Raw genomic sequence first — 26,732 nt, 5'->3', positions numbered from 1 at the left:
GGCTTAAGCTGCGTGCATTGATGTGAGTGAGGCTACGTGCCATGACCACAGCCACCGACCTGACCGCGCCGACTGTGCCCGCCGGCTTCGACCTGCTGAACAAGCCGAGCCCCTTCCTGACGATGCTGGGGCCGGTGTACGCGCGAGGCATGGGGGCGTCGATGGTGATGGGCTTTCATGTGCGGCACCACCACCTGAACCGGCGCGGCATCCTGCATGGCGGCGTGGTTGCATCGCTGGCCGATGCGGCACTCGGCTACTGCCTGGCCGATCCTGCCAGCGGCAATAGCAACGAAGGTGTGCTGGCCATGTCCACCGCCAGCCTCACTGTGGATTTCATCGCCTCAGCGGGTGAAGGCGACTGGATCGAGATCACCCCAGAGGGGTTGCGCACCGGCAGCAAGCTGGCCTTTGCGCAGGCCCTGTTTCATCGTGGCGACCGGCTGATCGCACGTGCGAGCGCCGTGTTTGCCGTGCTTGGCGGCCGCATCACCACGCCCGCCTGAGCTGACTGGATGGATTGCGCGTTCGAGACGCTTGTTCGATGTACTGAGGAGACACCATGAATTTCGATTACACGCCCAAGGTCAAGGAGATGCAGGAACGCCTGCTCGCCTTCTTCGACCAGCACATCTACCCGAACGAGCAGCGCTTCTACGAAGAGATCGAAGCCAACCGCCGCGCGGGCAATGCCTGGATTCCGACCAAGGTGATCGAAGAGCTCAAGCCGCTGGCTCGCAAGGCCGGGCTGTGGAACCTGTTCCTGCCCCGCTCGCCGCGCGCGCCGGAAGGCCTGTCGAACCTGGAATACGCCCCGCTGTGCGAGATCATGGGCCGCGTGCCCTGGGCGCCGGAAGTGTTCAACTGCTCTGCGCCGGACACCGGCAACATGGAAACGCTGGAGCGCTACGCGTCTGAAGAACTGAAAGACCGCTGGCTGGAGCCGCTGCTGCGCGGCGAGATCCGCTCGGCCTTCCTGATGACCGAGCCGGCCGTGGCCTCGTCGGACGCCACCAACATCGAATGCCGCATCGAGCGCCAGGGCGACGAGTACGTCATCAACGGCCGCAAGTGGTGGTCGTCGGGTGCCGGCGACCCGCGCTGTGCCGTCTACATCGTCATGGGCAAGACCAACCCGGACGCTGGCCGCCACGAGCAGCAATCGATGATCGTGGTGCCCGCCGATGCGCCGGGCATCACCGTCATGCGACCGCTGACCGTGTTCGGCTACGACGATGCGCCGCACGGCCACATGGAAGTCGACCTGAAGAACGTGCGCGTGCCAGTAGGCAACATCCTGCTGGGTGAAGGCCGCGGCTTTGAGATCGCACAGGGCCGCCTGGGCCCGGGCCGTATCCACCACTGCATGCGCAGCATCGGCGTGGCTGAACGCGCGCTGGAACTGATGTGCAAGCGCCTGTCGTCGCGCGTGGCGTTCGGCAAGGCCATCGCACAGCACAGCGTGTGGCACGAGCGCATTGCCGAAGCACGCTGCATGATCGAACAGGCCCGCCTGCTGACGCTGAAGGCCGCATACATGATGGACACCGTCGGCAACAAGGTCGCCAAGGCCGAGATTGCGATGATCAAGGTCGTGGCCCCGAACATCGCCTGCCAGATCGTCGACTGGGCGATCCAGGCGCACGGCGGCGGCGGCGTGTCGGGCGACTTCCCGCTGGCGTCGGCCTACGCGCACCAGCGCACGCTGCGTCTGGCCGATGGTCCGGATGAAGTGCACCGCGCCGCCATCGCCAAGCTGGAGCTGGCCAAGCACCTGCACCTGAAAGACGTTGTCGACATGCCGGTCACGCGCGGCTCCTGATCTGCCGCACGGCTGTACCGTTCACTCCTTAACCCCGCCTTGAGCGGGGATTTTTTTTGCCCGTGCCCACCGTCTGCGCGTTTTTCCGTTCTGTGCTGGAATGGAACACTTTGCGGGCTTGCTGAAGGCTCGTACGTCTCTTCCCTCCCAGGAGCCAACTCGATGATCGACGTCTATAGCTGGGCCACGCCCAACGGGCACAAAGTGCACATCATGCTGGAGGAATGCGAGCTGCCTTATCGCGTTCACGGCATCAACATCGGCGCCGGCGACCAGTTCAAGCCCGACTTCCTGAAGATCAGCCCGAACAACAAGATTCCCGCCATCGTCGATCAGGACGGCCCAGACGGCAAACCGATCTCGCTGTTCGAATCGGGCGCGATCCTGCTGTACCTCGCCGGCAAGACCGGCAAGTTCATCCCCGAAGACGTGCGCGGTAAGTACGACGTGCTGCAATGGCTGATGTTCCAGATGGGCGGCGTCGGCCCGATGCTCGGCCAGGCACACCACTTCCGCATCTACGCACCCGAGAAGATCGAGTACGCGATCAACCGCTACAGCAACGAGGCCAAGCGCCTGTATGGCGTGATCGACAAGCGCCTGTCCGAATCAAAGTACCTGGGCGGCGCGGACTACTCCATCGCCGACATCGCCACGTGGCCGTGGCTGCGCAGCTGGAAGAACCAGGGGATCGAGCTGTCGGATTACCCCAAGCTGCAGCGCTGGTTTGAAGCCATTGAAGAACGCCCCGCCGTGCAGCGCGCGGTCAAGGTGTTGGCCAAGGAGCGCCCAGCGCTGCAAGACGACAAGGCAAAGGAGATCCTCTTCGGCGCAACGCAATATCAACGCCGCTGATTGCCCGTCTTTGCTTCAGGAAATAGGCCGCGCGATGTGATCTGGCGCGGCCTTTTCTTTTGGGCGCTATCAATGCAGCCATCAGGCACGAGGCCTACACTGGGCGCATTCGGATTCTCTTGAGGCACTCATGGCGGCATCGGCCAAGCTTGGCGTTGGAGCGGTGATTTCGGTACTCGGCTACCTCGCGCTGGCCGCGTGGGGCTGGGGCGGCATTGGTCCGCTGCTGGCGCATCCCGCGCGTGTGGCATTGGTGGTGGTGACCATCGCGTTGACCATTGCCGCGCTGTTCGCTGGCGGCAACCTCAGTTCCGGCGAACGCGAAGATCGATCCAACCGCTGGGTGCTGCCGGTGTTCGGCCTGATCGGCATCGTCAGTGCCTGGCTGCCGGCGTATACCGATCGGCTCAACCTGTGGTGCATCGACGGGGATGCCGTGCGGTGGCTCGGCGTCGTGCTCTACGCTGCCGGCGGCGCGCTGCGACTATGGCCGGTGCACGTGCTCGGCAACCGGTTCAGCGGGCTGGTGGCGATCCAGCCAGGCCATACGCTGGTGACCGGCGGGATCTACCAATACGTGCGCAACCCAAGCTACCTGGGGTTGCTCGTGAGTACGCTGGGCTGGGGGCTGGGGTTCCGGGCACTGGCCGGCGTGGTGCTGACGCTGCTGCTGATTCCCCCGCTGGTTGCACGCATGCGCGCGGAGGAAGCCCTGCTGCAATCGCAATTCGGCGCGGAGTACGACGCGTACCGCGCCCGAACCTGGCGCCTGATTCCCGGGTTGTATTGACGCGGATGCGCCAGTCTCAGCTCGACAACGCAAAACACTGGACGTCGGGCGCCGTGTACACCGTCGGATAGGGTGCACGAGGCCCGCTTTGCAACCGCAACGGTTGCGTGGCCAGCACTTCGGCTTCGTTGCGCTCACGGGTGCTCAAGGGCGCAGGTGGCGGGGCAGGCAGGTGCACCGGCTGATTCACAGCACAGCGCACCGGCTTTCCATCGGCCAATCGCACATCCATCGTGTAGTACGGCCCGACGATGGCTGGCGCGCATGCGGCAACGCCCAGCGCCGCCAGCATCAGCATCACCCTATGCAGCGTCCTCATCACGCACCTCCACGGCACACGGCTCGTCACGTCCCTGCCGGTTTGACCAGTCACGCTCCAAGCAAGTGCCGGCCGCATCAGGCCGAGGCAGAAGCGCTCAGCATGCCCTGCCGCTCGATGAAGCGGATGACCTCATCCAGCCCGCCCTGCGCACGCAGGTTGCACATCACAAAGGGACGGTCGCCGCGCATCTTGCGCGTGTCGCTCTCCATCACCTCCAGATTGGCGCCGACGTACGGTGCCAGATCCGTCTTGTTGATGATGAGCAGATCGGACTTGGTAATACCCGGCCCGCCCTTGCGCGGAATCTTCTCCCCGCCCGCCACGTCGATCACGTAGATGGTCAGGTCCGACAACTCCGGGCTGAACGTGGCAGCCAGGTTGTCACCGCCGGATTCAATGAAGACCACGTCCGCATCGGGAAACTTGGAGAGCATGCGGTCCACCGCCTCCAGGTTGATCGACGCATCTTCGCGGATGGCGGTGTGCGGACAGCCGCCGGTCTCCACGCCCATGATGCGCTCCGCCGGCAATGCACCGGAGATGGTCAGCAGGCGCTGGTCTTCCTTGGTGTAGATGTCGTTGGTGATCGCCACGAGATCGTAGCGCTCGCGCATGGCCTTGCAGAGCATCTCAAGCAGCGTGGTCTTGCCGGAGCCCACCGGGCCGCCCACGCCAACGCGCAGGGCTGGAAGTTTCTTGGTACGCATGATGTTCATGAACGAAAGAGTCTTGAGTATTGGGTCTCATGCCGGGCCGACAACACACCCAGCCCCGGCGAAAATGTCGACAGTTCCGGCGGATGACACGCCGCGCGGCGTGTAGCTTCTTCCACCGCGTTTGCAACCGCGGCATGCAGGCCAAAGAGAATGCGCTGCCCCGCCGCCTGCCCAAGCGGCACGGCCTTCACCGCCGCCGCCATCTGGTTTTCGACCCACGCAAAGCAATACGCTGTCACACCGTCGTGCGGATCAACGTTCAGTGCGGCAGCGGCCGCCGCAAATGCCGTCGGAAACGTCACCGACGCACGCGCCGACAGCGCTGCGCGCAATGCATCGTTGCCCCATTCCATCTGCTGGATCAGACGATTGAGCGACCAGCCCGTCTGCGAGGTTTCCAGCCGCAGCTCACGCGTTTCGCGTGTGGCAAGAAACCACGCATCGCGCTCGGCCACGGCATCGAAGCGACCGGCTTGCCAGTCGGCAAATTGCAGTAGCCACAACGGGGCCTCGCACGCGGCAAGCACGTCGAGCCCTTCGGCAATCCACTTTGCAGCGGATGCCTCGTCGCTCACATGCTGCACATCCACGGCCGCCTCCAGCCCCTGCGAATAGCTGAACGCGCCCACCGGCAATGCGGGAGATGCGAGATGCAGCAACGCGGTCAGTTGGGCAACGCTAGTCATGGTGATGGTGGTGATGGCCGCAGCCGGGACCATGCACATGACCGTGGTTGTGATCGTGATCGTGGCCATGGGCATGACTGTGCCCGTGGTCATGCGAGTGGCCGTGATCGTGACCATGGTGTTCGTTGTACAGCGCCTGCGCGGCCGCGTAGTCCTCTTCGAACGTTGCGTCGTGGCCATGGCGATGGCCGCCACCGTACGCACCGGCCTCTGGCTCGAACGGCGCTTCCACATGCGTAACAGTCACGCCCAAGCGCACCAGCATGTCTTCGAGCACTGGATCGGCTTCGAGCTGCAGTGCGTCGGCGCTGACCTGCACGGGTGTGTGGCGATTGCCGAGGTGGTAGGCCGCGCGCATCAGGGCGAGGCGGTTGTCGCTGGTCACGCGCAATACCTGCTCCGGTGCGGCTTGCACTTCCACCAGCGTGCCGTCTTCGGCCACCAGCACATCGCCGCCGCGCATGACAGTGCCGCGCGTCAGCACGACAGCCACTTCGCGGCCATCGTTGAGCGTGGCGCGCAGGCGGCTGCGGCTGCGCTCCAGAAACGGCAGTACCAGCTTGGGGGCGCGCTTGACCAATACGGAGGCCAGGCCGTGTGGCGTGGGGAGGTGTTTGGTGATGGAAAGCATGGTTGGGACTTAATCAGAATTCGACTGGAGACCGCTTAGCGTGGTGGTGCATCCCCTATTTCACCCCCTGCCGGGGGCGACTCACTTTCTTTGTCTTGCCAAAGAAAGTAAGCAAAGAAAGGCGCGCCCGAGATGGCGAAACACTCCTTGAATTTATGTCGCAGGGAGGGAGGGGAGGCAAACTCGCTTCGCTCAAACAAGCCTCCCCTCTTTTTCCTCCCTGCAACAGAAATTCAAGGCGCCATCTAGGGCAGTGAACAGCAAACAATCTCCTGCTCGTGCACCACTCCGTATAGCAGATCAACTCCCGTGCTACAAAGCTCGCATTGCGCACACGCACTGCTATGCACGCATCACGCGAGCTTGGCACTCACGCATGTTCCGCGTCGGTTTGGCCGTTGACGTTCCTGCCCTAGATGGCGCCTTGAATTTTCGTAAGCGGGCGGAAAAAAGACGGGGAACTGTTTGAGCGCAGCGAGTTTTCCCCTTCCCCGCCCGGTTGCAAAAATTCAAGGGGAAGTCGCCATCTCGGGCGCGCCTTTCTTTTGCTTACTTTTCTTTGGCAAGACAAAGAAAAGTGAGTCGTGCCCGGCAGGGTACGAAAGGGGGATGGACCACCAGCGCCCCACCCCCAAACCTAAAACAAAAAATACCGCTGCGCCATCGGCAACACCTCAGCCGGCTCGCAAGTCAGCACCATCCCATCCGCTACCACCTGATAAGTCTCCGGATCCACGCTGATGTCAGGCTGCCAGTCGTTATGAATCATGTCCGCCTTGGTAACGCTGCGCGTGCCCTTGACCACCGCCGTGGTCTTGGCAAGGCCATAGCTTTCCGCCACACCGGCAGCAGCAGCCGATTGCGACAGGAAGCTCAACGACGTGCGCCCCAGCGCCCCACCTGCCGATCCAAACATCGGCCGATAGTGAACAGGCTGCGGCGTGGGGATCGACGCATTGGCATCACCCATCGCCGCCGAGGCAATCATGCCGCCCTTCAAGATCAAGCTGGGCTTCACGCCAAAGAACGCGGGCTTCCACAGCACCAAGTCCGCCCACTTGCCGACTTCAACGGAGCCGACTTCGTGCGCAATGCCGTGCGTGAGCGCCGGGTTGATCGTGTACTTCGCCACGTAGCGCTTCACGCGGAAGTTATCGTGCCCACCACGCGCATCGTTCGGGTCCCCTGCCAGCTTGCCGCGCTGCACCTTCATCTTGTGCGCGGTCTGCCAGGTACGCAGCACGACTTCGCCGACGCGGCCCATGGCCTGCGAGTCGCTGGAGATCATCGAGAACGCGCCCAGGTCGTGCAGGATATCTTCGGCAGCGATCGTTTCGCGGCGGATGCGGCTCTCGGCAAAGGCGATGTCTTCGGCAATGGACGCGTCGAGGTGATGACACACCATCAGCATGTCGAGGTGCTCGTCCAGCGTGTTGACGGTGAACGGCCGCGTTGGGTTCGTCGACGACGGCAGCACGTTCGACTCGCCGCACACGCGGATGATGTCGGGCGCATGCCCGCCGCCCGCGCCTTCGGTGTGATACGTGTGGATCGTGCGGCCCTTGAACGCCGCAACGGTGGCCTCCACAAAGCCCGATTCGTTCAACGTATCGGTGTGGATGGCGACCTGCGTGTCGGTATCCTCGGCCACGCCCAGGCAGCAGTCGATGGCGGCGGGCGTAGAGCCCCAGTCTTCGTGCAGCTTCAGGCCGATCGCGCCGGCGTCGACCTGCTCGCGCAGCGCACCCGGCAGACTGCCGTTGCCCTTGCCCAGGAAGCCGATGTTCATCGGGTAGGCATCGGCGGCCTGCAGCATGCGCTGCATGTACCACGGGCCGGATGTGCACGTGGTGGCGTAGGTGCCGGTGGCCGGCCCTGTACCGCCGCCAATCATCGTCGTCACACCGCTGTTGAGCGCTTCGTCAATCTGCTGCGGGCAGATGAAGTGGATGTGCGTGTCGACGCCGCCTGCGGTGACGATCATGCCCTCGCCCGCGATGATCTCGGTGCCCGGCCCGATGACGATGGTCACGCCGGGCTGGATGTCCGGGTTGCCTGCCTTGCCGATCGCTGCGATGCGGCCGTTCTTCAAACCGATGTCGGCTTTGACGATGCCCCAGTGGTCGATGATCAGCGCGTTGGTGATGACGGTGTCGGCGCAGTCCTTCGATTCGCGCTGGCTCTGGCCCATGCCGTCGCGGATGACCTTGCCGCCGCCGAATTTGACTTCCTCGCCGTAGACGGTGAAGTCGCGTTCGACTTCGACGATGAGGTCGGTGTCGGCCAGGCGGAGGCGATCCCCTGTGGTGGGGCCGAACATTTCCGCATAGGCGCGGCGGTTGATCTTGAGTGTCATGTCCGTTCCTTCTGCGTCAGCTTTACAGCTTGCCCATCACACGGCCCGCAAAGCCGTAGACCACGCGGTCGCCAGCCAGCGCCACGAGTTCGACCGTGCGTTCCTGCCCCGGCTCGAAGCGCACGGCAGTGCCAGCAGCGATGTTCAGCCGGTAGCCACGTGTGGCATCGCGGTCAAAGCGCAGCGCGTCGTTGACTTCATAGAAGTGGTAGTGCGAGCCGATCTGCACGGGGCGGTCACCGGTGTTGGCCACCGTCACCGTCAGCGTGGGCCGGCCCACGTTCAATTCGAGTTCGCCGTCTTGCGGCAGGAGTTCACCGGGGATCATGGTGTGCCTCGCTCAGACGGCCGCAGCCAGCAGGCCCGCGCCGTACAGCGCCACGCCCACACCCGACAGACGCGCCAGCCAAGCCAGGCGCGGCTTGAGCGCAAACCCTGCGCCGATACCGGCGGTATGCAGCAGCGCCGTCGCTACGGCAAAGCCGCCAACGAAGTACGGGAACATGGCCTGTGCGCCAGCCGGGAATTCCGTGCCGTGCGCATAGCCGTGGAACAGTGCAAACGCGCCGCACAGGAGCGCGCCACCCCATGTCGGCAGTTGTGCGCGCGCGGCAATCAGCAGGCCGAACACCAGCAGCGATGCGGCGATCATCGGCTCGGCCATCGGCAACGCCACACCGCCTGCGCCGAGCAGTGCACCGATGACCATCAGCGAGACGAAGGCAATCGGCGCCCACAGCGCATCACGAACCGAACGCGAGGCCAGTGCACTCCACACGCCCACGGCCACCATTGCCAGCAGGTGGTCGGCGCCGGTCAACGGATGCAGGAAACCGGCGAGCAGGCTGCCCTCGGCGGTATGGCCCGGATGCCCCGGGTGCGCGAAGGCAATGGAAGCGCCCAGCGTAAGCGCAATAGCCGCAGTGGGCCGGACGAAGCGAGACAGGGTGTGCGTCATGGCAGGACTCGTTCTGTGATTGGCGTTCAAACAATCGGGTGATGGACGGTAACCAGCTTGGTACCGTCCGGGAATGTGGCTTCGACTTGGATATCGGGAATCATCTCGGCCACGCCGTCCATCACGTCTTCACGTGAGAGCAACGTGGTGCCGTAGTGCATCAACTCGGCCACCGTGCGGCCATCGCGCGCACCTTCCATGATCGCGGCGCTGATGAAGGCGACGGCTTCCGGGTAGTTGAGCTTGAGGCCGCGGCCTTTGCGGCGCTCGGCCAGCAAGGCAGCGGTGAAGATCAGCAGCTTGTCTTTTTCGCGCGGGGTCAGTTCCACGAGGGGCTCTCTTCGGTGAGGTTCTTTGGAAGTTCAATCGGGCGAGCAGGCTTACGTCGCCCACAAGCGCAGCGGACGGCCCGCCACGCCGTGCATCGGTTCGCGCAGCGTCAGCCATGTCTGTGACAGCAACGCACGTGCATCTTCGGGCCGCTGTGCGAGCACGCGCAGCAGCAAAACGTTTGGCAATCCAGGCACATCCTGAGTGAGACACGTCACGCCAGCACGCAGGGTGTCGTTGTACGGCAGGTGTTCGGCCATCGCTTCGGCCAGGGCTTCGGTGGCGCCCTCGCCTACCGCCCAGAGTGTGCCGACGACATGGAAACCCGCCATGCCCGTCGTCGTGTTCAACACGGGCGATTGCGCGTCGAATGCGGCCGACTCGATCCACAGCGGCCGGCCGTTGCAGCGCAATGCCGTATGCATGGCGATGCGACCTTCGGCCCACGACTCGCCGGCGGCGTGACGGCCGAGCATGGTGGTATCCCAGCCAATGGCGGTGGCGCCAGGGGCCAAGTCCAGCGTCAGGTCGATGACCGGGCACGCTTGGTTGAAGACGATGTTCTCTTGCGGCAGCCAGTCGAGCCGCGCCCCGGCTTCCGCACGGATGGCAACCCGCTGCGTGGCCGTACGGCCGAGCGACTTGTACCACTTGGTTGCGCCGGGCGTGGTCAGCACGGCATGCGCATCGGTGCCCAGTTCGACGTCGATGTCGAGCACATCGCCGCCGGCAATACCTGCTGGCGGGTGCAGCATGACCACATGGCACACACCCTCGCCTTCCGGGTACAACGCCTTCTGCACACGCAGCGGTCCACGATGGCGGCACTCGGCCAGCACGGTCCGTCCCCCCCGGCGCGCAAACGCCAGCCGCAGGGAGGCTTCCCAGGACGCGAAAGAATCGGTCTGCGGCGGAACAGGAAAATCGGGATGGCGCATCAGTGGTGCTGCACTGCAGCTCGGATTTTTCCCATCATAGCCAGATGCCGCAGGTTTCGCACTCGACTTTTTCTGCAAGACACCTGTGCGTCAAACAGCGACCAGATCACGTACGCCATCGGCTTCCATGTTGGCGCCATCGCCCTGGGCGATCACCTCGCCGCGGCTCATGACGACGTAGCGATCGGCAATGCTGCGGGCGAAGTCGTAGTACTGCTCGACCAGCAGCACCGACATGCCGAATTCATCCACCAGCCGGCGCAGTGTGCGGCCAATCTCCTGAATGATCGACGGCTGGATGCCCTCGGTCGGCTCGTCCAGGATCAGCAGGCGCGGCTCGCTCATCAACGCGCGACCGATGGCCAGTTGCTGCTGCTGCCCGCCGGAGAGATCGCCCCCGCGCCGCCCCTTCATCTCCTTGAGCACCGGGAACAGCTCGTAAATCGAATCGGGCACCTTGGATGGCGCACGCTTGGCGGCGGCCCCGATCAGCAGGTTCTCTTCTACCGTCAGGCGCGGAAAGATCTCGCGGCCCTGCGGCACATAGGCGAGGCCCTGCGAAACACGCTCGTACGCGGGCAGCTTCTGGATAGCATGCCCTTCCCAATCGATCGCGCCGCTGGCGGTGGGAACGACGCCCATCAGGCACTTGAGCAGCGTCGTCTTGCCGACGCCGTTGCGGCCGAGCAGCGTGGTCAGCTTGCCTGCCGGCACCTCGAAGCTGACATTGCGCAGGATGTGGCTGCCGCCGTAGAACTGGTTCAGTTGAGCAATGGTCAGCATGTCAGCGCCCTAGGTAGGATTCGATCACGCGCTCGTCACGCTTGACGGCATCGAGCGTGCCTTCGGCCAGGACGCTGCCTTCCGCCAGCACGGTCACGCGCCCCGTCTCCCCCGCCAGCGCGGCAACGAACTCTATGTCGTGCTCCACCACCATGATCGAGCATGAGCCGCGCAGGCCGTTGAGCAGCGTGGCAAGCTGCATCGTCTCTTCATCCGTCATGCCGGCGACGGGCTCGTCGAGCAGCAGCAGTTGCGGCTGTTGCATCAGCAACATGCCGATCTCCAGCCGCTGCTTCTGGCCATGCGAGAGCAGCCCGGCGGGCCGATACGCTTCCGCCTCCAGGTGAATACGGCCGAGCGTTTCTTCGATGCGCTGGCGGCCGTCGTTCAGCAGGCGCGCGCGCAGCGACACCCACCAGCGCTTGTCAGCCTTCATCGCCAGCTCCAGGTTTTCCCACACGGTGTGCTGCTCGAACACCGTGGGCTTCTGGAACTTGCGGCCGATGCCGATCTGCGCGATACGCGGCTCGGTCAGGCGCAGCAGGTCGATGCTCTGGCCGAGGAAGACGCGGCCCGTCACATCGGCGTTGCGCGGCCCGGTCTTGCCGGTGATCACGTCCATCATCGTGGTCTTGCCGGCGCCGTTGGGGCCGATGATGCAGCGCAGCTCGCCGTGGTCAATCGACAGCGTGAGCGCGTTCAGCGCGCGAAAGCCGCCAAAGCGCACCGTCACATCTTCGAGATACAGGATGGCGCCGTGCGAAACGTCAATCGTGTCCGGCTCGACCAGGTGGCCCATGCCAGTGGCGGTGCCGGTCTCCGCGCGGTCCGGGAGTTCGGTGAAAGTGCTCATGCGTGGTCTCCGGCGGGCGGTGCGGCAGTGGCCGCCTTGGCTTCAGGTGCCTTGCCTTGTGCAGGCGCGCGCTTCTGCATACGCAGCTTGCCCAACACCCCCAGCACGCCGTTCGGCAGATACAGCGTCACCAGCACAAAAATCGCACCGAGCACGAACAGCCAGTACTCCGGCACCCACGCCGTGAGCAACGTCTTGGCGCCGTTGACAAGGAACGCGCCGATGATCGGGCCAATCAACGTGCCACGTCCGCCCACAGCCACCCACACCGCCATTTCGATCGAATTGCCCGGCGACATCTCACCCGGGTTGATGATGCCGACCTGCGGCACGTACAGCGCGCCCGCAATCCCGCACAACACCGCCGAGAACGTCCACACGAACAGCTTGTAGCCGAGCGGGTTGTAGCCGGAGAACATCACGCGCGCCTCGGCATCGCGGATGGCGGTGACGACGCGGCCGAACTTGGAGGTGACGATAGCCCGGCAGGCAATGAAGGCGAGCACCAGTGCGATGAACGTGGCGACAAACAGCACCGTGCGCGTCGGCAATGCCGAGATCGGGAAGCCGAGAATGCGCTTGAAGTCTGTAAAGCCGTTGTTGCCGCCAAAGCCCGTTTCGTTGCGGAAGAACAGCAGCATGGCCGCGTACGTCATCGCTTGCGTGATGATCGACAGGTAAACGCCCTTCACACGCGAGCGGAAGGCGAAGAAGCCGAACAGCCACGCGAGCACACCGGGCACCAGAATCACCAGCAGCATGGCCCACGCGAAGTGCTCGGTGCCGTGCCAGAACCAGGGCAACTCCTTCCAGTCGAGGAAGACCATGAAATCCGGCAGGTCGCTTTTGTACACGCCTTCGCGGCCGATGGAGCGCATCAGGTACATGCCCATCGCATAGCCGCCCAGCGCGAAGAACACGCCGTGGCCGAGGCTCAAAATGCCGCAGTAGCCCCACACCAAGTCGAGCGCCAGCGCAGCCAACGCGTAGCACATGATCTTGCCGATCAACGTGAGCGCATACGCCGACAGATGCAGCGGGCTGCCCTCCGGCACCAGCAGTGCACACACCGGCGCCCCGATGCAGACGATGAGCGACACCAGCACCAGCGCAGACCACCCGCGCCGCGACAGCAACGGCATGCGCGCCGGAATATCGAGTTTGAATTGAGTCGTCGTCATATCAGGCCTCCGCGCTGCGGCCCTTGAGGGCGAACAGGCCCTGCGGACGCTTCTGGATGAACAGCACGATCAGCACCAGCACGATGATCTTCGCCAGCACCGCGCCGTAGAACGGCTCGATGAACTTGTTGATGAGCCCCAGCCCAAACGCACCGATGATGGTGCCGGCCAACTGCCCCACCCCACCCAGCACCACGGCCATGAACGAATCGATGATGTAGCTCTGGCCGAGGTCCGGCCCGACGTTGCCGATTTGCGAAAGCGCGCAGCCGCCCAGCCCAGCAATGCCTGCACCGAAGGCGAAGGCGTAGCTGTCGACCTTCCACGTACGCACGCCCACGCAGGCGGCCATCGTGCGGTTCTGCGTCGTGGCGCGTACGAACAGGCCGAGACGCGTGCGGTTGAGCACCGCCCACGCAATCGCCACTACCGCCAGCGCAAACACCAGGATCACCAGCCGGTTGTACGGCAGGATCAACCCCGGATACAGCGCGATACCACCGCTCATCCAGCTCGGGTTGGCCACCTCTACGTTCTGTGCACCGAAAATCGAGCGTACGGCCTGCATCAGCAGCAGGCTGATCCCGAACGTGGCGAGCAGCGTTTCCAACGGGCGGCCGTACAGGTGGCGCAGCACCAGCCGCTCCAGCGCAAAGCCGACGACTGCGGCCGCCAGAAAGGCTGCAGGCAATGCTGCAGGCAGATACCAGTCGAACGCGTTCGGGAAGTGGGAGCGGAAAATCGTTTGCACCACGTACGTGGCATATGCGCCGATCATCAGAAACTCGCCGTGCGCCATGTTGATGACGCCGATCAGGCCGTAGGTGATGGCCAGCCCCAGGGCAGCCAGCAGCAGCACCGAGCCCAGGCTGAGGCCTGCGAATAGGTTGCCCACCAGTTCGGTCTTGCGTTGTTGCGCAGACAGGCTATCGAGTGCCTGTTGTGCAGCGGTGCGCAGTTCGTCATCGGCGCCGCTGTCCTTGGCAAGCAGCGGCAGCAGGCGCTGGCGCGTTTGCGGGTCGGTGTCGTTGGCCAGCAGCTTGAGCGCTTCGAGCTTTTCGGCATGCGTGCCGTCGTCGAGCGCGAGGTTGGCCCACAGCAAATCGAGCTTGGCGCGCAAGGCGGCATCGGTCTCATGCTTGCGTGCGGCATCGACGATCGGGCGCGAGGCCGTCTCCGGATGCGCCAGTAACGTATCCACCGCCTGCGCACGCACAGCGCGGTCCGGCGATTGCAGCACAAAGCTGCTCGCCGCGCTTTCCACTTGCGAGCGCAGCGCGTTGTTCAGTGTGAGGGATTGCAGGTCTTCGGCCTTGACGGTGACGGGTTGGCCCGAGATCGCGTCCAGATAGCGCTCACCATCCTGGCGCACCATGCCGGCGGCGGGTGCGAAGAACAGCGCATCGTTCTGCAGCGCCTGCAGGATGGGGCCGGCCTGTTCGGCAGGCGCGGCAGCCAATGCGTTGAGCGTCTTCACCTTGGCATCGAAGTCGTCTTCGGCCAGGGGCTTGAGGTCAGCCTGGGTCAGCGGTTGCCCTGCGGCCCACGAAGCGGCAGCAGGCACGGCGGCCAGGCACAGCGCGCACAGCAGTGCGGCAAGAGAATGAGACAACCAGCGAGACAAACGCATCATGGCAATCCGATGCGTGGCACCCCGCAGATACCGAGCAGGGGCCACGTCGTACAGCGTCATTCGAAAGACCGGCTACAACATCATGCGCAACCGATCTGCCTGATCACATCACTTGCTTGCAACCATGTCAGGCTTGCCTTCGTTGCCCGGAATGTACGGGCTCCACGGCTTGGCGCGGATCACCGTTGGCGTCTTCCACACGACGTTGAACTGACCATCGCCGCGCACCTCGCCGATCATCACAGGCTTGCTGAGGTGATGGTTGTTGTTCATCACCAGCGTAAAGCCCGACGGCGCCTTGAACTGCTGGCCGTACATCGCCTGGCGCACCTTGTCCACGTCGGTGGTGCCGGCCTTCTCGACGGCTTGCTTCCACATCATGATGCCGACGTAGGTGGCTTCCATCGGGTCGTTGGTGACGCGCTTGTCGCCGCCCGGCAGGTTGTTGGCCTTGACCCATGCGGCCCACTTCTTCTTGAAGTCGTCGTTGACGGGGTTCTTGACGGACATGAAGTAGTTCCATGCGGCAAGCTGGCCGGCCAGCGGCTTGGTGTCGATGCCGCGCAGTTCTTCCTCACCCACCGAGAACGCCACCACCGGCACGTCCTTGGCCTTCAGGCCGGCGTTGCCGAGTTCCTTGTAGAACGGCACGTTCGAATCGCCGTTGATGGTGGAGATCACTGCCGTCTTGCCGCCCTGCGAGAACTTCTTGATGTTGGCAACGATGGTCTGGTAATCCGAGTGGCCGAACGGCGTGTAGACCTCTTCGATGTCGCTGTCCTTCACACCCTTGCTGTGCAGGAACGCGCGCAGGATCTTGTTGGTCGTGCGCGGATACACATAGTCGGTACCCAGCAGGAAGAAGCGCTTGGCGCCGCCGCCCTCCTTGCTCATCAGGTACTCCACCGCCGGAATGGCTTGCTGGTTCGGGGCCGCACCGGTGTAGAAGACGTTCTTCGACATCTCTTCGCCTTCGTACTGCACCGGATAGAACAGCAGGCCGTTCAGTTCCTCATACACCGGCAGCACCGACTTGCGCGACACCGACGTCCAGCAGCCAAACGTGACAGCCACCTTGTCCTGCGTCAGCAGGCCGCGCGCCTTCTCGGCAAACAGCGGCCAGTTCGAGGCCGGATCCACCACCACCGGCTCCAGCTTGCGGCCGAGCACGCCGCCGCTCTTGTTGATCTCGTCGACGGTCATCAGCGCCACATCTTTCAGCGACGTTTCCGAGATGGCCATGGTGCCCGACAGCGAGTGCAGGATGCCGACCTTGATCGGCTCTTTTGCCTGAGCAAACGCAAAATTCGACACGGACAACAGTGCTGCAGCACCAACGGCTGACAGCTTCAACAGCGCACGACGTTTCATTGCGGCTCCTTGGGTCTATTGGTGGAGAGAACGACTCCCGGGAGCCAAAAGTGCAACTACCGTGCCATCACTTTTCGCTCATCGGATGGGAAATCCGCGCCAAAACGGTGCCAAATCCGCGCCAGTTGCGCGCATTGGTCTCGGGTGATGCGCACGCATGGGGCACGCGCAGACAAGCACAAAACCAGCCAAACGCAAGAAGATCGCAGCAAGAAAAACAAAAGGCCGGCATTGCGCCGGCCCCTTCAGACAGATGGAAAAGTCGCTCAGGAATAGCGTCGCGAGATCGATTCCGCCACGCAAACCGGGCGCTCCTGCCCTTCGCGTTCGATGGTCACCGCCCAGGTCAGTTGCGCACCGGCCAACGCGAGGGCATTCGGCAACGGTGGCAGCACTTCCATCTCCAGCAGCGTTACGCGCGCGCGCACGCGGCTGCCCACCGGCACCGGCGCTGTAAAGCGGACCTTGTTCAGGCCGTAGTTCACGCCCATCTTCACGTCCGGCATGCTGATCGCATTCGCCATCAGCATCGGCAGCAGCGAAAGCGTCAGGAAGCCGTGCGCCACCGGTGCCCCAAACGGCGACTCGCGCTTGGCACGCTCCACATCCACATGAATCCACTGGTGATCGCCCGTCGCCTCGGCAAACAGATTGACCTGCTGCTGTGTGATCTCGGTCCAATCGCTCACCGCGACTTCCTGACCAATCAATCCTTGCAGCTCGTCGAGCGATTCAATGATGCGCATCTGGGTTGTCTCCTTGTTGTTGTGTGATGGCGATTCCAATCAGGCGGCAGGACGTCGCCCGAACAGGCCCATGCCCGTTACCGTGCAGACCAGCTCGCCGCGCTGGTTGTGTGCTTCCCAGCGGTTGATCGCCACGCCGCGATCCGGCTTCGACTGCGACGGTTTGATCTCCATGCACGTGCTCGACACCGACAGCGTGTCGCCCGGATACACGGGCTTCATCCAGCGGATTTCGTCCACGCCCGGCGAGCCCATGCTGGCTGCCTTGCCAAGAAAGCCCGTCACCATCAACCGCATCATGATCGAGCAAGTCATCCAGCCGCTGGAGATGATGCCGCCGTAGATGCTGTGCTTGGCGGCCTCCGCATCGATGTGGAACGGCTGCGGATCGTACTGCCGCGCGAAGGTCAGAATCTCTTCTTCAGTGACGGTGTAGGTGCCCATCTGCAGCGTACGCCCCACTTCAAAGTCATCGAAGTAGAACTGGTACGGTAGCGTTGCTTCTGCCATGTCGTCTCTCCTCAAAATGACAACGCCCCGTGAGAACACGGGGCGCTGAAGGATGTCGTTACGCTCCTTGCTGGAAGCCCGGCAGCGATGCGAAGCGTGCCAGGTGATGGTCCACGTCGCCGAGCGTCGTGTTGATCATCGTCAGCCGCTTGAACATGTGTGCGGCCGGCAGTTCGTTCGTCACGCCCATGCCACCGTGCAACTGCACGGCTTCCTGGCCAACGTCACGTGCAGCCTGGCCAACGCGTGCCTTGGCAGCCGACACGTAGCGACGGCGTGCTTCGACATCGCCGTCCTCAAAATGCGCAGCGGCCAGATACGTGATCGAACGCGCCTGCTCGGCATGGATGAACATGTCGACCATGCGATGCTGCAGTGCCTGGAAACGCGCGATGGGCACGCCAAACTGCTGACGCGTCTTCGTGTATTCCAGCGTGGCGGCGTTCAGCGCGTCGATCAGGCCGACGGCCTCGGCGCAGAGCAGCACGCAACCCAGGTCGGCCACCGCATCGATGGTTTCCCATGCGTCGCCAGCCTTGCCCAGCAGCGTGGCGGGTGCGTTGTCGAAGCGGATGTCGGCTGCGTGCAGGTTGTCGATGGTGCGGTAGTCCTTGACCGTTACGCCTGCGGCATCGCGGTCGACCACAAACAGCGACAGGCCAGCGGTATCGCGTGCCTCACCACCCGTACGCGCGGAGACGATCAGCTTGTCGGCCTGTGCGCCATGCACGACCACGGCCTTCTCGCCGGTGATCGTCCAGCCGCTGCCCTGCTGCGCAGCCCGCGTGGTGATGTTGAAAAGTTCGTAGCGCGATTGGCGCTCGCTGAAGGCAACCGCCAGCTTGACGGCGCCGCCGGCCACCTGCTCCAGCAGCGCATCCTGACCGCCGGCCAGCTTCAGCGCCTGCGTACCAAGCACGGTGGCCTGATACGGCTCCACCACCAGGCCGCGGCCCAGCTGCTGCATCACCACCAGCAGGTCCATCGCACGGCCGTCGAAACCGCCTTGCGCTTCCGGCACCGGCAGCGCGGTCAGGCCCAGTTCGGCGATGCTATCCCACGCGCTCTGCGACACGCCCTCCGGCGAGTACACGATCTTGTTGCGCGCCTCGAAACCGTAGTCCTTATCAACAAAGCGGCGCACTGCATCGGCCAGTTGCTTCTGTTCGTCGGTGAACGAGAAATCCATGGTTGTCTCCGTTATCCGTTCTAATCAGACGCCGAGGATCATCTGCGAGATGATGTTGCGCTGGATCTCGTTCGACCCGCCGTAGATGGAGGTCTTGCGATAGTTGAAGTAGTACGGTGCGAGCGGTGCTGCATCGTTGTCGCCGGTCACAGCCTGCTGGTGTTCGCCTTCCAGATAGCTCGGGTCGAACGGCTGAGCGTACGGGCCAACCGCCTCGACCATCAGCTCGGTCAGCATCTGTTGAATCTGCGTGCCCTTGATCTTGAGCAGCGACGCCTCGGGGCCGGGGCCCTTGCCGGCGTTCTCGCTCGACACCACGCGCAGCACGGTGATCTCCAACGCCATCAACTCAATTTCCAGCGATGCCACCTTGGCGGCGAACACCGGATCCTGCAGCAGCGGCTTGCCATTCTTCTGATGTTGCAAGGCGACGCGCTTGAGGAACGCCAGCTCGCGCTTCGAGTGCCCGACGCGTGCAATGCCGGTGCGCTCGTGGCCGAGCAGGTACTTGGCGTACGTCCAGCCACGGTTTTCCTCGCCGATGAGGTTGTCGACCGGCACCTTCACGTTGTCGAAGAACACCTCGTTCACTTCATGCTCTTCGTCCAGCATGATGATCGGGCGCACGGTAATGCCCGGCGTCTTCATGTCGATCAGCAGGAACGAGATGCCTTCTTGTTTCTTGGCATCCGGGTCGGTACGGACCAGGCAGAAGATCATGTCGGCGTGCTGGCCGAGCGTGGTCCAGGTCTTCTGGCCGTTGACGATGTAGTGATCGCCTTCGCGCACGGCGCGGGTCTTGACCGAGGCGAGATCGGAGCCCGAACCCGGCTCGGAGTAGCCCTGGCACCACCAGTCGGTGCAATCGACAATGCGCGGCAGGAAGTAGCGCTTCTGCGCTTCGTTACCGTACTTCATGATCACGGGCGCGACCATGCTGACGCCGAACGGCAGCACGCCAGGCGCGCCAATCTGCGCGCACTCTTCGTCCCAGATGTGCTTTTGGATGGGGGACCAGCCGGTACCGCCCCACTCGACCGGCCAGTGCGGTACCGACCAGCCCTTGCCCGCCAGTGCCTTGTGCCAGCGAACGAAATCTTCGCGGTTCAGGCGGCGGTGGTTCAGCACCTTGTCTTGAATGTCCTTGGGCAGATTGGCTTGCAGCCAGCCGCGGACTTCCTGGCGGAACGCATCATCGGCCGCCGAGTAGTTCAGATCCATGCCTGTCTCCTGTGGTTGGCGCTCCACCGTGGCAAATCGGCGGAGCACATTCTGTCGGACCGGCGCGGACCTGCGAGCCTACTCACGATCCTACTGCGCGCCCCGATCTTGGTCTTGCGATGCTCGCCGTACACTTGTACGACTGCGCTTCTCAGACCAACCTCGGGTCGCTCGCTACGGATCGTAAGCAGGCTCAGGAATCGAGGCGACTAGTGCACGGGCTGCTTGAGCGCATCGGGCACCAGCAGCGGCATCACCTCGATGCCTTCCTCTGCCAGTTCCTGCGCTTCCTCCCGAGACGTCGTCCCGCGAATGCCCCGCTCCGGCGCCTCGTCGTAGTGCATGCGACGCGCCTCTTCTGCGAACCGGTCGCCAACGTCCTCAGTGTTGGCCAGGACATGGCGCACGGCTTTCAGGTAGAGCTGTTTCAAGGCTGCGGGCGCACCACCCTCGCCTTCTGCTGTCTTGGCGGTGCCGCCTTTCTGGGCGCTCTCCGCACGTGAGGACGACAGATTCAGGCGCGGCGCACTCGGCAAGCGCTCAACCTCGTTGTGACCGCAAACCGGGCACGTCAACAGCCCGCGCTCTTGCTGCGATTGCAGGTCGGCATCGGAGCCGAACCAGCCTTCGAAGCGGTGGTCATTGGTACAACGGAGGTCCAGCACTTTCATGATCGGTCCAGCGCATGGGGATGAGTGTATCCCCGATTCGAAAATTTGTGAACGGTCGTGCTAATTTTTTCGCACGACCGTTCGCTATGGTAACAACGACAGGAAAAAGGCGTGATCAGACGGCTACGCAAGAGGCTCAGGCAGCACCCGGCGTCCATGCGCCCGACAGAATCTTCTCGAGCCAGAACGTGCCGATGATGGTCTTCACGTCGGAAATCTTGCCTGCACGCACCCAGTCGATCAACTGGCCTGCGGGCGTGATGAAGGTCTCAAGGAATTCACCTTCGTCGAGCATCGCCTCGCCCTGCGCGAGATCGCGCGCGAGATAGATGTCGATGAACTCGGTGGAATACGAGATGACCGGATGGATGCGTGTGAGGTAATCCCAGCGCTCAGCCGTGTAGCCGGTTTCTTCAACCAGCTCGCGCTTGCCGCACGCCAGCGCCCCCTCTTGCGGGTCAAGCTTGCCAGCGGGGAATTCGATCATCACCTTGCCTACGGGATAGCGGAACTGACGCTCCATCAGCACGGTACCGTCGTCAAACAGCGGGATCATCATGACCGCACCTGGGTGGATCAGGTATTCGCGGCTGGCATTGCGGCCGTCCGGCAGGCGGACGATGTCCTGCTTGAGCGTGAGGAACTTACCCTGATGCATCAAGGCCGATGCGACCTGGGTCTCGCGCAGGCCGGCATCCGGGTCAGACGCCGTGTCTGCAGATGCGGGGATCGTGGATGCGGGATTGGTATCGGACATGGCGCTCTCTCATGCCGAGACAGCGGGTGCCTGCCCGGCGGGTGATCAACGGGAGTGGCGAACCAGGTATTGCCACGTAAAGCCGGGAAACGCGAACACCAGCATCAGGCAAGCGGTGATTGCGTAGAACTGCCAGCCTTGCGGGAAGGCATTACCCTGGCTCGATTCAATGCCGAAGCCGATCAACCCCACCACAGCATACATGGCGATCAGCTCGGTGCCTCGCAGCCAGAATGGCTTGCGCGGCCAGCGTGCCGGCACCAAGGCCAGCACGCGTTGATTGACGAACGGCAGGTTGGCACAGATCAGTGCCAACACGATGACAAACAAGCCGCCCGTCGATGCGTTCATTGCATGCGCCCGATTACGAAGCCAGCGTCAGGCGGATTGCCTGGTAGCACAGAGCCATCAGGCTGGCCGGGAAGATGCCCAGCAGCAGCACCAGCAGACCGTTGACCGACAGTACCGAACGCAGGCCGAAGGTGGCTTCCACCGGACCCTCATCTGTCGGCGCATCAAAGTACATGACCTTGATGACGCGCAGGTAGTAGAACGCGCCCACCAGCGAGAACAGCACTGCCACGATGGCCAGCCACGACATACCAGCATCGACCACCGCACCCAGCACCGACAGCTTGGCGTAGAAGCCGACCGTCGGCGGCAGACCTGCCAGCGACATCATCATGAACAGCGTCAGCAGCGCAAACCACGGGCTCTTCTTCGACAAGCCCTTCAGGTCAGCAATGTCTTCTGCCTCATAGCCCTTGCGCGACAGCAGCAGGATGATGCCGAAGGCGCCCAGCGTGGTCAGCACGTAGGTCACGGCGTAGAACATCGACGCGCTATAAGCCTGGGCCGTCAGGTCCGGCTTGCCGGCACTCACGCCCGACAGCAGACCCAGCAGCAGAAAGCCCATGTGCGAGACCGTCGAATACCCCAACAGGCGCTTGAAATTCGTCTGCACTACGCCGGTGATGTTACCGATGGCCAGCGAAAGCACAGCCAGCACGATCAGCATGTTCTGCCAGTCGAACGCCAGCGGCAGCAAGCCTTCGACCAGGATGCGCAGCGTCATGGCAAATGCAGCCAGCTTCGGCGCACCGGCGATCAGCAGCGTCACGGCCGTCGGCGAACCCTGATACACGTCGGGCACCCACATGTGGAACGGTGCCACGCCCAGCTTGAAGGCCAAGCCAGCTACCAGGAACACCACGCCGAACACCAGAATTGTCTTGTTGATGTTGCCAGTATTGATCTGGCGGAACACTTCGCCCAGGTCCAGCGAGCCGGTCGCACCGTAGATCATCGACATGCCGTACAACAGCAGACCCGACGCCAGTGCGCCGAGGATGAAGTACTTCATCGCCGATTCCGACGAGACATTCGCGCCGCGGCGTAACGCCACCAGCGTGTACGAAGCGAGCGACAGCAGTTCCAGGCCCAGATACAGCGTCAGGAAGTTGTTGCCAGTGATCATCACCACCTGACCGCCAAGCGTGAACAGCGCGAACATGTAGAACTCGCCGTTGTACATGTCGCGATCGGCCAGGTACTTGCGCGTGTAGACCAGCGTCACGAACACCGCCAGTGCTGCCACGGAGCACAGCACGTTGGCCATCGGGTCGATCACGGCCAGGTTGCTGAACACGTAGTGCGTTTCACCGGCCGCCGCATTGATGGCAAACCAAACGGTCAGCACCAGCGTGATCGTCAACGCCACCGGATAGGCAACGCTGCTGCGATTCTGACCGCGCGCCAGGTCGATCCAGTTGACGGCACCGATGCCGAGCGCGAGGAAGATGATCGGGGCGATAGCCGCCATGGATGAGGACAATTGCATGGTTTCTTCTCCCCGCTTACAGCTTGCTCTGAGCCACGTGGGTGAGGAGATTCACCACGGACGCATGCATGACATCGGTAAAGGGCTTCGGATACAGGCCCATGTAAAGCGTTGCGATCGCCAGCACGCCGAGCATGAAGAATTCACGGCAGTTCAGGTCTTTCAGTTCTGCCACGTGCTTGTGCGTCACGTCGCCGAAGATCACGCGTTTGACCATCCACAGCGAATACGCTGCGCCGAAGATCAGCGCGGTAGCCGCGAGCAGGCCGATCCAGAAGTTGTACTTGACCGAACCCAGAATCACCATGAATTCGCCGACGAAGCCCGAGGTGGCCGGCAGACCGCAGTTGGCCATCGCAAAGAACACAGACAGCGCGGCGAACTTCGGCATCGTGTTCACCACACCGCCGTAATCGGCGATCTGGCGCGAGTGCACACGGTCATACAGCACACCGATACACAGGAACATTGCGCCCGAGATGAAACCGTGCGAGATCATCTGGACGATACCGCCCTCGATACCGATCTCGTTGAAGATGAAGAAGCCCAGCGTGACGAAGCCCATGTGCGCGATCGATGAATACGCGACCAGCTTCTTCATGTCGGCCTGCACCAGTGCGACCAGGCCGATGTAGATCACGGCGATCAACGAGATCGCGATAATGAACGCGGACAGGTTGTGGCTCGCGTCCGGCGCGATCGGCAGCGAGAACCGCAGGAAACCGTAGGCGCCGAGCTTCAGCATGATGGCAGCCAGCACCACGGAACCGCCGGTCGGCGCTTCCACGTGGGCGTCCGGCAGCCAGGTGTGCACCGGCCACATCGGCACCTTCACGGCAAAGGCCATGAAGAACGCGATGAAGATCAGGATCTGCTCGTTCATCGACAGCTTGACCTGATGCCACTGCAGGATCTCGAACGTACCGCTGTGGAAGTACAGGTACAGCAGCGCAACCAGCGTCAGCAGCGAGCCCAGCAGCGTGTACAGGAAGAACTTGAACGCTGCGTACACGCGGTTCGGGCCGCCCCACACGCCGATGATGATGTACATCGGGATCAGCGTGGCTTCGAAGAACACATAGAACAGCATGCCGTCGAGCGAAGCGAACACGCCGATCATCAGACCCGACAGGATCAGGAACGCGGCCATGTACTGCGCGACGCGTTCGGTAATCACTTCCCAGGCTGCGATCACCACAATCACCGTGATGAACGCGGTCAGCACCACGAACCACATCGAGATGCCGTCGACACCCAGGTAGTAGTTGATGTGGAAGCGCTCGATCCAGCTCGACTTCTCGACGAACTGCATCGCGGCAGTCGCCTTATCGAAACGCGTGATCAAAGGCAGCGTGATCACAAAGCTGATCAGCGAGCCGATCAGCGACATCCAGCGGACATAACCGGGATTGCGGTCTGAGCCCGAGGCCAGCACCAGCACGCCGAAGAAGATCGGCAGCCAGATCGCAAAAGACAGAACCATTTTTGTTATCCCTTATTTGCCCGCCAGGAACACGAAGTACGTCAGCAGGCCAACCGTGCCGACAATCATCGCGAACGCATAGTCATAGATGTAGCCGGACTGGAGCAGGCGCACGACGCTCGCGAACCAACCCACCAGACGCGCGCTGCCGTTCACGACCACGCCGTCGATCACGCCCTGATCGCCACCCTTCCACAGGCCACGGCCAAACTTGACCGCACCGTTGGCGAAGACGATCTCGTTGATCTTGTCCATGTAGTACTTGTTGTCCAGCAGCTTATAGAGGCCGGAGAAACGCTTGGCAATCGCAGCCGGAATGTCCGGGCGCTTCAGGTAGAAGAACCACGACAGCACCACACCCGACACCAACAGGATGAACGGCACCGAGGTAAAGCCGTGCACCGCCATCTCAACCCAACCGTGGAAGTCTTCGCCCAGCACCTTCATGGCCTCGTGGTTCTCGCCGTTGAAGATCACCTGTGCGAATGCCACGCCATGCTTGAAGAACTCGCCGAACAACATCGGCTGGATGGCCCAGGCGCCGATCACTACCGACGGAATGGCCAGCAACACCAGCGGCAGCGTCACCACCCACGGCGACTCGTGCGGCTTCTGGCCTGGGGCCAGACCGTGATGATGGTCAGCGGTCTCTTCTTCGTCGTGATGGTTGCCTTCGTGGTGCGTGTGTTCCTTGCCAAAGCGCTCTTCACCGTGGAACACCAGGAAGTACATGCGGAACGAGTAGAACGCCGTCACGAACACGCCACCCAACACGGCCCAGTAAGCAAACTGAGCGCCCGGCAGATGCGATTCCGCCACCGCTTCGATGATCGAATCCTTCGAGTAGAAACCCGAGAAGAATGGCGTACCGATCAGCGCCAGCGAACCCACCAGCGACGTCAGCCACGTGATCGGCATGTACTTGCGCAGACCGCCCATGTTGCGCATGTCCTGATCGTGGTGCATGCCGATGATGACCGAGCCCGCACCGAGGAACAGCAACGCCTTGAAGAATGCGTGCGTCATCAGGTGGAACACGGCCACTTGGTACGCCGAGGCACCTAGCGCCACCGTCATATAACCGAGCTGCGACAGCGTCGAGTACGCCACCACGCGCTTGATGTCGGTCTGGATGATGCCCAGGAAACCCATGAACAGCGCGGTGATCGCCCCGATGACCAGCACGAACGACAGCGCGGCGTCCGACAGTTCGAACAGCGGCGACATGCGCGCAACCATGAAGATACCGGCGGTCACCATGGTGGCCGCGTGGATCAGTGCGGAAATCGGGGTCGGACCTTCCATCGAATCCGGCAGCCACACGTGCAGCGGGAACTGTGCCGACTTACCCATCGCGCCGATGAACAGGCAGATGCAGGCGACCGTCAGCATGTGCCAGTCGGTGCCCGGGAAACCGATCGTCGCCAGGTTGTCGCGGGCGGCAAACACATCCGCATAACTCAGGCTACCGCTGTAGGCCAGCAGCAGGCCGATGCCGAGCACGAAGCCGAAGTCACCCACGCGGTTGACCAGGAACGCCTTCATGTTGGCGTAGATAGCCGTCGGGCGCTTGAACCAGAAACCGATCAGCAGGTACGACACCAGGCCCACCGCTTCCCAGCCGAAGAACAGCTGCAGGAAGTTGTTGCTCATCACGAGCATCAACATCGAGAAGGTGAACAGCGAGATGTAGGCGAAGAAACGGTTGTAGCCGTCGTCTTCCGCCATGTAGCCGATGGTGTAGATGTGCACCATCAGCGAGACGAAGGTCACCACGCACATCATCATCGCGGTGAGCGAATCGATGAGGAAGCCGACTTCCATCTTCAGCGAGCCGACCGTCATCCATTCGTAGACGGTCGCGTTATAGCCAGCGCCGTTGATGACGTCGAGCAGCACCGACACCGACAGGATGAAGGCGATTGCCACACCGAGGATGGTGACGCTGTGGGACGTCTTGCGGCCGATCTTCTCGCCGAAGAACTTCGTGCCGAACAGCCCGGCGATCGCTGAGCCGGCCAGCGGCGCAAGCGGGATCGCCAGCAGCAGGTTGGGATTGAGCGTAGTAGCCATTAGGAGCTTCTTATCAG

28 protein-coding genes are annotated in these 26,732 nt (G+C 62.8%); 4 read left to right on the top strand and 24 right to left on the bottom strand.

Annotation, left to right across the window (positions count from 1 at the left end; translation table 11 throughout):
* The first annotated feature begins 41 nt into the window (after nt 1-41).
* The 4 genes from V6657_RS05660 to V6657_RS05645 all read left to right on the top strand — a co-directional run bounded on the left by V6657_RS05660 (nt 42) and on the right by V6657_RS05645 (nt 3,467).
* The gene (locus V6657_RS05660; RefSeq protein ID WP_048932778.1) at nt 42-506 is read left to right on the top strand and encodes a PaaI family thioesterase; all 465 of its coding nucleotides are present in this window, start codon (nt 42-44) and stop codon (nt 504-506) included.
* Nucleotides 507-562: 56 nt separating this feature from the next.
* On the top strand, nt 563-1,822 hold the full coding sequence (locus V6657_RS05655; protein ID WP_048932779.1) for an acyl-CoA dehydrogenase family protein: 1,260 nt from the start codon (nt 563-565) through the stop codon (nt 1,820-1,822).
* Between the two features lie 162 nt (nt 1,823-1,984).
* Nucleotides 1,985-2,677 (top strand): glutathione binding-like protein, encoded by a 693-nt coding sequence (locus V6657_RS05650; RefSeq protein WP_048932780.1) that lies wholly within the window; start codon nt 1,985-1,987, stop codon nt 2,675-2,677.
* 130 nt (nt 2,678-2,807) lie between these two features.
* Entirely contained in the window at nt 2,808-3,467 is a 660-nt protein-coding gene (locus V6657_RS05645) for an isoprenylcysteine carboxylmethyltransferase family protein (RefSeq protein WP_048932781.1), read from the top strand.
* Nucleotides 3,468-3,483: 16 nt separating this feature from the next.
* On the opposite strand, the gene V6657_RS05640 is transcribed toward V6657_RS05645, so the two are convergent.
* The 24 genes from V6657_RS05640 to nuoL all read right to left on the bottom strand — a co-directional run bounded on the left by V6657_RS05640 (nt 3,484) and on the right by nuoL (nt 26,715).
* Complete coding sequence (locus V6657_RS05640) at nt 3,484-3,786, bottom strand: hypothetical protein (RefSeq protein ID WP_048932782.1); 303 nt, start codon at nt 3,784-3,786, stop codon at nt 3,484-3,486.
* Between the two features lie 77 nt (nt 3,787-3,863).
* Nucleotides 3,864-4,496 (bottom strand): urease accessory protein UreG, encoded by a 633-nt coding sequence (gene ureG, locus V6657_RS05635; RefSeq protein WP_031329372.1) that lies wholly within the window; start codon nt 4,494-4,496, stop codon nt 3,864-3,866.
* 5 nt (nt 4,497-4,501) lie between these two features.
* Nucleotides 4,502-5,191: an urease accessory UreF family protein gene (locus V6657_RS05630; RefSeq protein ID WP_048932891.1), complete on the bottom strand. Its 690-nt coding sequence runs from the start codon at nt 5,189-5,191 to the stop codon at nt 4,502-4,504.
* Nucleotides 5,184-5,822 (bottom strand): urease accessory protein UreE, encoded by a 639-nt coding sequence (gene ureE / locus V6657_RS05625; RefSeq protein ID WP_048932783.1) that lies wholly within the window; start codon nt 5,820-5,822, stop codon nt 5,184-5,186. The genes V6657_RS05630 and ureE overlap by 8 nt, the downstream gene beginning before the upstream one ends.
* A gap of 637 nt (nt 5,823-6,459) precedes the next feature.
* Nucleotides 6,460-8,178 carry an urease subunit alpha gene (gene ureC / locus V6657_RS05620; RefSeq protein ID WP_048932784.1) on the bottom strand — a complete coding sequence of 573 codons (1,719 nt, stop codon included), beginning with the start codon at nt 8,176-8,178 and terminating at the stop codon, nt 6,460-6,462.
* A 22-nt stretch (nt 8,179-8,200) separates the two neighbouring features.
* Complete coding sequence (locus V6657_RS05615; RefSeq protein WP_048932785.1) at nt 8,201-8,506, bottom strand: urease subunit beta; 306 nt, start codon at nt 8,504-8,506, stop codon at nt 8,201-8,203.
* Between the two features lie 12 nt (nt 8,507-8,518).
* Nucleotides 8,519-9,136, bottom strand: coding sequence for a HupE/UreJ family protein (locus tag V6657_RS05610; protein ID WP_048932786.1), 618 nt, complete (start codon nt 9,134-9,136; stop codon nt 8,519-8,521).
* Between the two features lie 26 nt (nt 9,137-9,162).
* Nucleotides 9,163-9,465: an urease subunit gamma gene (gene ureA / locus V6657_RS05605; protein WP_021194965.1), complete on the bottom strand. Its 303-nt coding sequence runs from the start codon at nt 9,463-9,465 to the stop codon at nt 9,163-9,165.
* 51 nt (nt 9,466-9,516) lie between these two features.
* Entirely contained in the window at nt 9,517-10,404 is an 888-nt protein-coding gene (locus V6657_RS05600) for an urease accessory protein UreD (RefSeq protein WP_048932787.1), read from the bottom strand.
* Between the two features lie 90 nt (nt 10,405-10,494).
* Nucleotides 10,495-11,187: an urea ABC transporter ATP-binding subunit UrtE gene (gene urtE / locus V6657_RS05595; protein WP_048932788.1), complete on the bottom strand. Its 693-nt coding sequence runs from the start codon at nt 11,185-11,187 to the stop codon at nt 10,495-10,497.
* Nucleotide 11,188: 1 nt separating this feature from the next.
* A complete protein-coding gene (urtD, locus tag V6657_RS05590) occupies nt 11,189-12,040 on the bottom strand; it encodes an urea ABC transporter ATP-binding protein UrtD (protein ID WP_048932789.1) in 852 nt (283 codons plus the stop codon).
* Nucleotides 12,037-13,221: an urea ABC transporter permease subunit UrtC gene (gene urtC, locus V6657_RS05585; RefSeq protein WP_048932790.1), complete on the bottom strand. Its 1,185-nt coding sequence runs from the start codon at nt 13,219-13,221 to the stop codon at nt 12,037-12,039. Before urtC ends, urtD begins: the two co-directional genes overlap by 4 nt.
* Before the next feature lies 1 nt (nt 13,222).
* A complete protein-coding gene (gene urtB / locus V6657_RS05580; RefSeq protein WP_048932892.1) occupies nt 13,223-14,854 on the bottom strand; it encodes an urea ABC transporter permease subunit UrtB in 1,632 nt (543 codons plus the stop codon).
* Between the two features lie 108 nt (nt 14,855-14,962).
* The gene (urtA, locus tag V6657_RS05575) at nt 14,963-16,225 is read right to left on the bottom strand and encodes an urea ABC transporter substrate-binding protein (RefSeq protein ID WP_048932791.1); all 1,263 of its coding nucleotides are present in this window, start codon (nt 16,223-16,225) and stop codon (nt 14,963-14,965) included.
* Between the two features lie 266 nt (nt 16,226-16,491).
* Nucleotides 16,492-16,971 carry a MaoC family dehydratase gene (locus tag V6657_RS05570; protein WP_048932792.1) on the bottom strand — a complete coding sequence of 160 codons (480 nt, stop codon included), beginning with the start codon at nt 16,969-16,971 and terminating at the stop codon, nt 16,492-16,494.
* Between the two features lie 39 nt (nt 16,972-17,010).
* Nucleotides 17,011-17,481: a MaoC family dehydratase gene (locus V6657_RS05565; RefSeq protein WP_048932793.1), complete on the bottom strand. Its 471-nt coding sequence runs from the start codon at nt 17,479-17,481 to the stop codon at nt 17,011-17,013.
* Between the two features lie 58 nt (nt 17,482-17,539).
* The gene (locus V6657_RS05560; RefSeq protein ID WP_048932794.1) at nt 17,540-18,670 is read right to left on the bottom strand and encodes an acyl-CoA dehydrogenase; all 1,131 of its coding nucleotides are present in this window, start codon (nt 18,668-18,670) and stop codon (nt 17,540-17,542) included.
* Between the two features lie 24 nt (nt 18,671-18,694).
* Nucleotides 18,695-19,891: an acyl-CoA dehydrogenase family protein gene (locus tag V6657_RS05555; protein ID WP_048932795.1), complete on the bottom strand. Its 1,197-nt coding sequence runs from the start codon at nt 19,889-19,891 to the stop codon at nt 18,695-18,697.
* A 209-nt stretch (nt 19,892-20,100) separates the two neighbouring features.
* Nucleotides 20,101-20,562: a DUF1178 family protein gene (locus V6657_RS05550; protein WP_048932796.1), complete on the bottom strand. Its 462-nt coding sequence runs from the start codon at nt 20,560-20,562 to the stop codon at nt 20,101-20,103.
* A gap of 136 nt (nt 20,563-20,698) precedes the next feature.
* Entirely contained in the window at nt 20,699-21,319 is a 621-nt protein-coding gene (locus V6657_RS05545) for an NUDIX hydrolase (RefSeq protein WP_048932797.1), read from the bottom strand.
* A gap of 45 nt (nt 21,320-21,364) precedes the next feature.
* The gene (locus V6657_RS05540; protein ID WP_048932798.1) at nt 21,365-21,670 is read right to left on the bottom strand and encodes a DUF2818 family protein; all 306 of its coding nucleotides are present in this window, start codon (nt 21,668-21,670) and stop codon (nt 21,365-21,367) included.
* 13 nt (nt 21,671-21,683) lie between these two features.
* Nucleotides 21,684-23,159, bottom strand: coding sequence for an NADH-quinone oxidoreductase subunit NuoN (nuoN, locus tag V6657_RS05535; RefSeq protein ID WP_048932799.1), 1,476 nt, complete (start codon nt 23,157-23,159; stop codon nt 21,684-21,686).
* 16 nt (nt 23,160-23,175) lie between these two features.
* On the bottom strand, nt 23,176-24,642 hold the full coding sequence (locus tag V6657_RS05530) for an NADH-quinone oxidoreductase subunit M (RefSeq protein WP_048932800.1): 1,467 nt from the start codon (nt 24,640-24,642) through the stop codon (nt 23,176-23,178).
* Between the two features lie 12 nt (nt 24,643-24,654).
* On the bottom strand, nt 24,655-26,715 hold the full coding sequence (nuoL, locus tag V6657_RS05525) for an NADH-quinone oxidoreductase subunit L (RefSeq protein WP_048932801.1): 2,061 nt from the start codon (nt 26,713-26,715) through the stop codon (nt 24,655-24,657).
* Nucleotides 26,716-26,732: the final 17 nt, after the last annotated feature.

This window comes from Ralstonia sp. RRA (assembly GCF_037023145.1).
Classification (GTDB): Bacteria; Pseudomonadota; Gammaproteobacteria; order Burkholderiales; family Burkholderiaceae; genus Ralstonia.
The sequence above is the reverse complement of the archived record's forward strand: the minus strand, read 5'-3'. Positions and strand labels throughout refer to the sequence as shown.

Coding starts and splice junctions, on each gene's coding strand:
- nuoL (WP_048932801.1), bottom strand. CDS start 26,715: ATGGCTACTACGCTCAATCCCAACCTGCTGCTGGCGATCCCGCTTGCG.
- ureE (WP_048932783.1), bottom strand. CDS start 5,822: ATGCTTTCCATCACCAAACACCTCCCCACGCCACACGGCCTGGCCTCC.
- V6657_RS05615 (WP_048932785.1), bottom strand. CDS start 8,506: ATGATCCCCGGTGAACTCCTGCCGCAAGACGGCGAACTCGAATTGAAC.
- V6657_RS05545 (WP_048932797.1), bottom strand. CDS start 21,319: ATGTCCGATACCAATCCCGCATCCACGATCCCCGCATCTGCAGACACG.
- urtD (WP_048932789.1), bottom strand. CDS start 12,040: ATGAGCACTTTCACCGAACTCCCGGACCGCGCGGAGACCGGCACCGCC.
- urtE (WP_048932788.1), bottom strand. CDS start 11,187: ATGCTGACCATTGCTCAACTGAACCAGTTCTACGGCGGCAGCCACATC.
- V6657_RS05645 (WP_048932781.1), top strand. CDS start 2,808: ATGGCGGCATCGGCCAAGCTTGGCGTTGGAGCGGTGATTTCGGTACTC.
- V6657_RS05650 (WP_048932780.1), top strand. CDS start 1,985: ATGATCGACGTCTATAGCTGGGCCACGCCCAACGGGCACAAAGTGCAC.
- V6657_RS05660 (WP_048932778.1), top strand. CDS start 42: ATGACCACAGCCACCGACCTGACCGCGCCGACTGTGCCCGCCGGCTTC.
- urtB (WP_048932892.1), bottom strand. CDS start 14,854: ATGATGCGTTTGTCTCGCTGGTTGTCTCATTCTCTTGCCGCACTGCTG.
- V6657_RS05555 (WP_048932795.1), bottom strand. CDS start 19,891: ATGGATCTGAACTACTCGGCGGCCGATGATGCGTTCCGCCAGGAAGTC.
- ureC (WP_048932784.1), bottom strand. CDS start 8,178: ATGACACTCAAGATCAACCGCCGCGCCTATGCGGAAATGTTCGGCCCC.
- V6657_RS05600 (WP_048932787.1), bottom strand. CDS start 10,404: ATGCGCCATCCCGATTTTCCTGTTCCGCCGCAGACCGATTCTTTCGCG.
- V6657_RS05560 (WP_048932794.1), bottom strand. CDS start 18,670: ATGGATTTCTCGTTCACCGACGAACAGAAGCAACTGGCCGATGCAGTG.
- V6657_RS05550 (WP_048932796.1), bottom strand. CDS start 20,562: ATGAAAGTGCTGGACCTCCGTTGTACCAATGACCACCGCTTCGAAGGC.
- V6657_RS05540 (WP_048932798.1), bottom strand. CDS start 21,670: ATGAACGCATCGACGGGCGGCTTGTTTGTCATCGTGTTGGCACTGATC.
- V6657_RS05565 (WP_048932793.1), bottom strand. CDS start 17,481: ATGGCAGAAGCAACGCTACCGTACCAGTTCTACTTCGATGACTTTGAA.
- V6657_RS05570 (WP_048932792.1), bottom strand. CDS start 16,971: ATGCGCATCATTGAATCGCTCGACGAGCTGCAAGGATTGATTGGTCAG.
- nuoN (WP_048932799.1), bottom strand. CDS start 23,159: ATGCAATTGTCCTCATCCATGGCGGCTATCGCCCCGATCATCTTCCTC.
- V6657_RS05530 (WP_048932800.1), bottom strand. CDS start 24,642: ATGGTTCTGTCTTTTGCGATCTGGCTGCCGATCTTCTTCGGCGTGCTG.
- urtA (WP_048932791.1), bottom strand. CDS start 16,225: ATGAAACGTCGTGCGCTGTTGAAGCTGTCAGCCGTTGGTGCTGCAGCA.
- V6657_RS05610 (WP_048932786.1), bottom strand. CDS start 9,136: ATGACGCACACCCTGTCTCGCTTCGTCCGGCCCACTGCGGCTATTGCG.
- ureG (WP_031329372.1), bottom strand. CDS start 4,496: ATGCGTACCAAGAAACTTCCAGCCCTGCGCGTTGGCGTGGGCGGCCCG.
- V6657_RS05640 (WP_048932782.1), bottom strand. CDS start 3,786: ATGAGGACGCTGCATAGGGTGATGCTGATGCTGGCGGCGCTGGGCGTT.
- V6657_RS05655 (WP_048932779.1), top strand. CDS start 563: ATGAATTTCGATTACACGCCCAAGGTCAAGGAGATGCAGGAACGCCTG.
- V6657_RS05630 (WP_048932891.1), bottom strand. CDS start 5,191: ATGACTAGCGTTGCCCAACTGACCGCGTTGCTGCATCTCGCATCTCCC.
- urtC (WP_048932790.1), bottom strand. CDS start 13,221: ATGACGACGACTCAATTCAAACTCGATATTCCGGCGCGCATGCCGTTG.